At 71.0% G+C, this 4,999-nt stretch carries 6 protein-coding genes; all 6 read left to right on the plus strand.

Annotated elements, in window-relative coordinates:
- Window positions 1-206: 206 nt before the first annotated feature.
- Entirely contained in the window at window positions 207-1,598 is a 1,392-nt protein-coding gene (locus DMC18_RS08175; RefSeq protein ID WP_158285880.1) for a type II and III secretion system protein family protein, read from the plus strand.
- Complete coding sequence (locus tag DMC18_RS08180) at window positions 1,570-1,887, plus strand: hypothetical protein (protein WP_110119366.1); 318 nt, start codon at window positions 1,570-1,572, stop codon at window positions 1,885-1,887. Before DMC18_RS08175 ends, DMC18_RS08180 begins: the two co-directional genes overlap by 29 nt.
- A 2-nt stretch (window positions 1,888-1,889) precedes the next feature.
- A complete protein-coding gene (locus DMC18_RS08185) occupies window positions 1,890-3,374 on the plus strand; it encodes a TadE/TadG family type IV pilus assembly protein (protein ID WP_110132832.1) in 1,485 nt (494 codons plus the stop codon).
- Window positions 3,367-3,867 carry a TadE/TadG family type IV pilus assembly protein gene (locus DMC18_RS08190; RefSeq protein ID WP_110119367.1) on the plus strand — a complete coding sequence of 167 codons (501 nt, stop codon included), beginning with the start codon at window positions 3,367-3,369 and terminating at the stop codon, window positions 3,865-3,867. The genes DMC18_RS08185 and DMC18_RS08190 overlap by 8 nt, the downstream gene beginning before the upstream one ends.
- Window positions 3,864-4,457, plus strand: a complete 594-nt coding sequence (locus DMC18_RS08195; RefSeq protein ID WP_110119368.1) for a TadE/TadG family type IV pilus assembly protein — start codon at window positions 3,864-3,866, stop codon at window positions 4,455-4,457. The genes DMC18_RS08190 and DMC18_RS08195 overlap by 4 nt, the downstream gene beginning before the upstream one ends.
- On the plus strand, window positions 4,454-4,999 hold a 546-nt coding region (locus DMC18_RS08200; protein WP_199232552.1), incomplete at its 3' end, for a hypothetical protein. The genes DMC18_RS08195 and DMC18_RS08200, both read left to right, overlap by 4 nt.

Genomic DNA, 4,999 nt, shown 5'->3' on the forward strand with positions numbered 1-4,999 from the left:
CCGCGCCGGTGCGGGCCTCGGCGCCGCGCCGCCCGCCCGTCCGCCGTCCCGCGACGACGACCATGCCGCCGATGTCGACCGAGGTCCGCGTGACGCGCGGCGTCGAGACCACCGGCTATCGGGTGGGGCTCTAGACCATGGCCGCGCCCGCTCCTCATCCCTCCAGCCGCGGCGCCAGGACGGCGCGCGGCGCAGGATCCGCTCACATGACCCTGAAACACACGCTGCTGGCCGCGGCGGCCGGGCTGCTGCCGCTGATGGCGGTCGCCCTGCCGACCGCCGTAAAGGCCCAGCCCGCCGCCCTCTCCGACGCCGCCGTCCGCAAGGTCGAGGTCAATGTCGCGGTCGGCAAGGCCCAGGTGCTGGAGCTGCCCGCTCCGTACACGGACATCATGATCGGCAACCCCGACACCGCCGACGTTCTGCCGCTGACCTCACGGTCGGTCTATGTGGTCGGCAAGAAGCTGGGAGGCACCACCCTCACGGCCTACGGCCCGGGTCGCCGGCTGGTGGCCGCCGCCAACGTGGTGGTCGGCGCCGACGTCGAGACCCTTCGCCAGCGGATGCGCGAGGCCCTGCCCGACGAGGACGGCCTGAAGGTCGCCTCGGGCAACCAGTCGATCGTGCTGTCGGGCACGGCCAGCAGCGGCGCGATCGCCGGCCGGGCCGCGGCCCTGGCCGAGAGCTACGCGCCGGGCCAGGTGGTCAACATGCTGTCGGTGCAGGGCAGCCAGCAGGTCACCCTGTCGGTGCGCATCGTCGAGATGGAACGCGCCACGGCCAAGGCCCTGCGGCTGAACATGAACACCGCCAACCCGGCCTCGCCGAACTACCACAACTTCGTCATCGGCACCGGCGACACCGGGGTGGCCACCACCCTGACCGACACCTTCGGCCTGCTGAAGTTCCCGCTGCGGGCCGGCGACGTCGATCTGGACGTGCTGTTCGACGCTCTGGAGACCAAGGGCCTGGTCAAGACCCTGGCCGAGCCGAACCTGACGGCCATGTCGGGCGACACCGCCAACTTCCTGGCCGGCGGCGAGTTTCCCGTGCCGGTGGCCCAGAACCAGAGCGGCGGCCAGACGACGATCACGGTCGAGTTCAAGCAGTTCGGCATCGGCCTGGCCTTCACCCCCACCGTCCTGCAGGACGGGCTGGTGAACCTGGTGGTCAATCCCGAGGTCTCGAGCATCGACCCCAACGCCTCGTTCGTCAGCAACGGCCTACGGATTCCCGGCATCAAGGTGCGGCGGGCCAAGACCACGGTCGAGCTGCGCGACGGCGAGTCCTTCACGATCGCGGGCCTGATCCGCGACGACTATCAGGACCAGATCCGCCAGTTCCCGATGCTGGGAGACCTGCCGATCCTGGGCTCGCTGTTCCGCTCGACCAGCTACCAGCGCAACCAGACCGAGCTGGTGATCCTGGTCACCCCGCATCTCGTGCGGCCGACGCGGGCCCGGCAGGCCACGCCCGCCGACCGCTTCGTTCCGCCGTCCGACACCGAGCTGTTCCTGCTGGGCAAGACCCAGTCGAGCCAGCAGCCGTCCACGTCCAAGGGAGGGGCCGATGCGCCTCAAGGCCATGTCCTTCAATAGGATCCTGCTCGCCGCCGCGTCGCTCGCCGCTTCCGGGGCCGCCCTCGCCGGCTGCGCCGACGCCCGCAAGGACCTTTCGCCCGACTTCGGCGTGGCGCTGCGGTCCAACCTCGCCGCCCAGATCGCCGATCCGGAGGCCCGCTACGAAGGCGTGCTGCAGCCGGGCGGCGACGGGGTCCGCGCGGCCCTGGCGGCCACCCGCTACGGCAAGAACCAGGTGATCCAGCCGGTCCAGGCCAGCACCTCCAGCATCGACAACAAGGGAGCGGCCAAGAGTCCGGCCAACTGACCATGTCGCGCGCTTCTTCCCTCTTCCGGCGTTTTGTCCAGGACCGTTCGGGCACGGTGGCCACGCTGACCGGCGTGGCGCTGATCGGGCTGGTGGCGATCGGCGGCCTGGCCTTCGACGTCAGCCGCGCCCTGGCGCTGCGGGCGGAACTGGAGAACGCCGTCGACGCCGCCGCCCTGGCTGGCGCCAGCCAGCTGGACGGCACGAGCGGCGCGATGGGGCGGGCCCAGACGGCGGCCATGGGCAGCCTGGTCAGCAACCGCCAGGCCCTGGGCGACACCTACGAGAGCAACGTCGCCGTCGCCGCCAGCGACATCACCTTCCTCTCCAGCCGGGATCCGGACGTCACGGCGACCACCGACGCCACCGCCAAGTTCATCCGCATCAACCTGGCGCCGCGGTCCCGCGGATTGGTGTTCGGGGCGCTGACCGGCGCGGCCGGCTTCAACGCCACGGCGCGGGCGGTGGCCGGCTACGGCACGGCGCTCTGCAAGTCGCCGCCGCTGATGATCTGCAATCCGAACGAAAGCGTCAGTTTGGTGTTCGACGGTGACAACTATATCGGCAAGAACTTCGTCCTGACCCCGCCGCCCGGCGGCAACGGGGCCTGGGGACCGGGGAACTTCGGCTTCCTGTCGGTCGGCTCGGGCGCCGCCGACGTCAAGAACGCCATGGGCCGCAACCCGCCCCTGACCGAGTGCTTCGGCACCACGGTGCAGACCCAGACCGGCAACATCGCCTCGGCCGACGACTACTTCAACGTCCGCTTCGACATCTACAAGTCCTCGGCCAGCGGACTGAAGACCGACCCTCTGTACCTGCCGGCGATGAACACCATGGTCGGCGCCAAGACCAACGCCGGCAACAGCGCCTGCACGCCCAGCGTCTCCGTGCCCAGCAACAGCTGCTCCAGCAGCGCGGCGGTAAGCACGGGCATGGGCCTGCCTCGCGACTGCAACCAGTCGGGCGTGGTGGGCAGCGGCGTCTGGAACATCGCCCAGTACTTCGCCACCAACCACTCGGGCATCAACCCGACCACCTACACGCCGCAGGTTCCCGCGGGCGCGACCGGCACGGGCTGGAACGCCTATGGCCCGGCGCCGGTGACCGGCGCCACCACCCCCCCGCGCTACCAGGTCTACAAGTGGGAGCTGGCCATGCTGAGCGGGACGATCTCCAAGCCCGCCGGCGCCTTCTCGGACAGCCAGACCGCGACCAGCGGCTCGCACGACTACGCCGCGCCCCAGTGCAACAAGACCGGCGCGCAGGTCACCCCCGACCGCCGCACGATCTCGGCCGTCATCGTCAACTGCAACGCCGACAACGTGCACGGCAGTTCGACGGTGCACGTCATCGCCTATGTCGACCTGTTCCTGATCGGCCCGGCCGTCAGCAACTCGATCTACGGGGAAGTGATCGGCGCGACCACGGACACCTCGGCGGTGGGCGCCGAGACCACGCTCTATTCGGTGCGTCTCTATGACTAGCCGCCCCGCCCTCCTCCGCCGGCTTCTGGCCGGGCGCAGCGGCTCGGCGGCGGTCGAGTTCGCCCTGGTGCTGCCGTTCATGGTGCTGCTGTGCTTCGCCTTCGTCGGCGCGGGGCGGCTGTTCTGGAACTACCACATCGCCGTCTCGTCGGTGCGCGACGCGGCCCGCTACGCCGCCCGCCTGCCGATGAGCTGCGGCGGCCTGACCAACGCCGGCGACACCACCAAGGTGCAGAACGTGACCCGCACCGGCACCGCGGACGGCTCGGGCTCGCCCCTGATCGCCACCTGGACCAGCAACGCCACCGTGACGGTGACTGTCTCGTGCGTCAGCAACGCCGGCGGGACCTATTCGGGCCGCTACGACGGCATGACCTCGGTGCCCCGCGTCCAGGTTTCCGCCACCCCGCCCTATATCGAATCCTTCGGCCCGCTGACGGGCGTGACGCTGACCTCGTTCACGGTCAGCGCCCAGCAGGCGTGGACCGAATGACCCGCCGCCCGACCATGATCGGGCGCCTGGCCCGCGACGAGGGCGCCGCCACGGCGACCGAATTCGGCCTCGTCTGCTTCGCCTTCGTGGCGATGCTGCTAGCGGTGATCGACATGGGCCGGCTGGGCTGGACCATCAACACCGCCAAGACCGCCACCCGCGAGGGCGCGCGCCTGGCCGTGGTCAGCCCGATCGTCTCGACCTACATGGCCACCTACGACGGCACGGCCACCTATGGCGGCGGCGGGACCGTGCCGGACATGGCCTTCAGCTGCGCCGGCTCGAGCTCGACCTGCACCCAGACGCAGGGCAGCGGCGGCTCGGCGGGCTTCGACAACACCACCTTCACCGCGGTGCTGACCAAGATGCAGGCCTACCAGCCCGACATCACCGCCGCGGACGTGACCATCACCTATCGCCATGTCGGCATCGGCAAGGTGGGCAACCCCTACGCCCCGGACATGGAGCCGCTGGTCAGCGTCAGCGTGACCGGCCTGACCTTCCAGAGCGCCGCCCTGCAGATCTTCGGCGTCGCCCCCTTCACCCTTCCCACCATGACGTCGACACTCAGCGGAGAGAGCCTGTCATGAGCCTGCTCCACTTCGGCCGCCCGAAGACCACCCCGCCGCCGGTCGCGCCCGACCGCCCCACCGCCTGGCGCGTGGGCCTGTGCGGGGCGGGCCTGGGGGCCGATCCGCCGGTGGCCATGCTGTCGGCGATGTTCCCCGCCGTGACCTTCCGGCTGCTGGAGGGGGCCTGGCCCGAGCGCGCGGCCCACACCTTCGACCTGCTGATCGTCGGGCTGGACGGCGCCGACCCGGCAGAGGCCGAGCGCATGACCCAGCGGATCGCCGCCAGCGCCGGCCGCATCGAGGTTCTGGTGGCCATGCGCGGCGCCGATATCGACGCCACCCGCCGGCTGCTGCACCAGGGCGCGGCCGACGTGCTGCCGGCCCCGGTCAGCGACACGACCCTGGCCATCGCCCTGGAACGGATCTTCTGCCGGCTCGACACCGGGCGGGCCCACAAGCGCAGCGGCGAGATCATCAGCCTGCTGAAGGCCGGCGGCGGGGTCGGCGCGACCTCGCTGGCGGCCCAGGCGGCGGTGATGCTGGCCGGCCGCGGCGCCGGC

Source organism: Caulobacter sp. D5 (assembly GCF_003185805.1).
Taxonomy (GTDB): Bacteria; Pseudomonadota; Alphaproteobacteria; order Caulobacterales; family Caulobacteraceae; genus Caulobacter.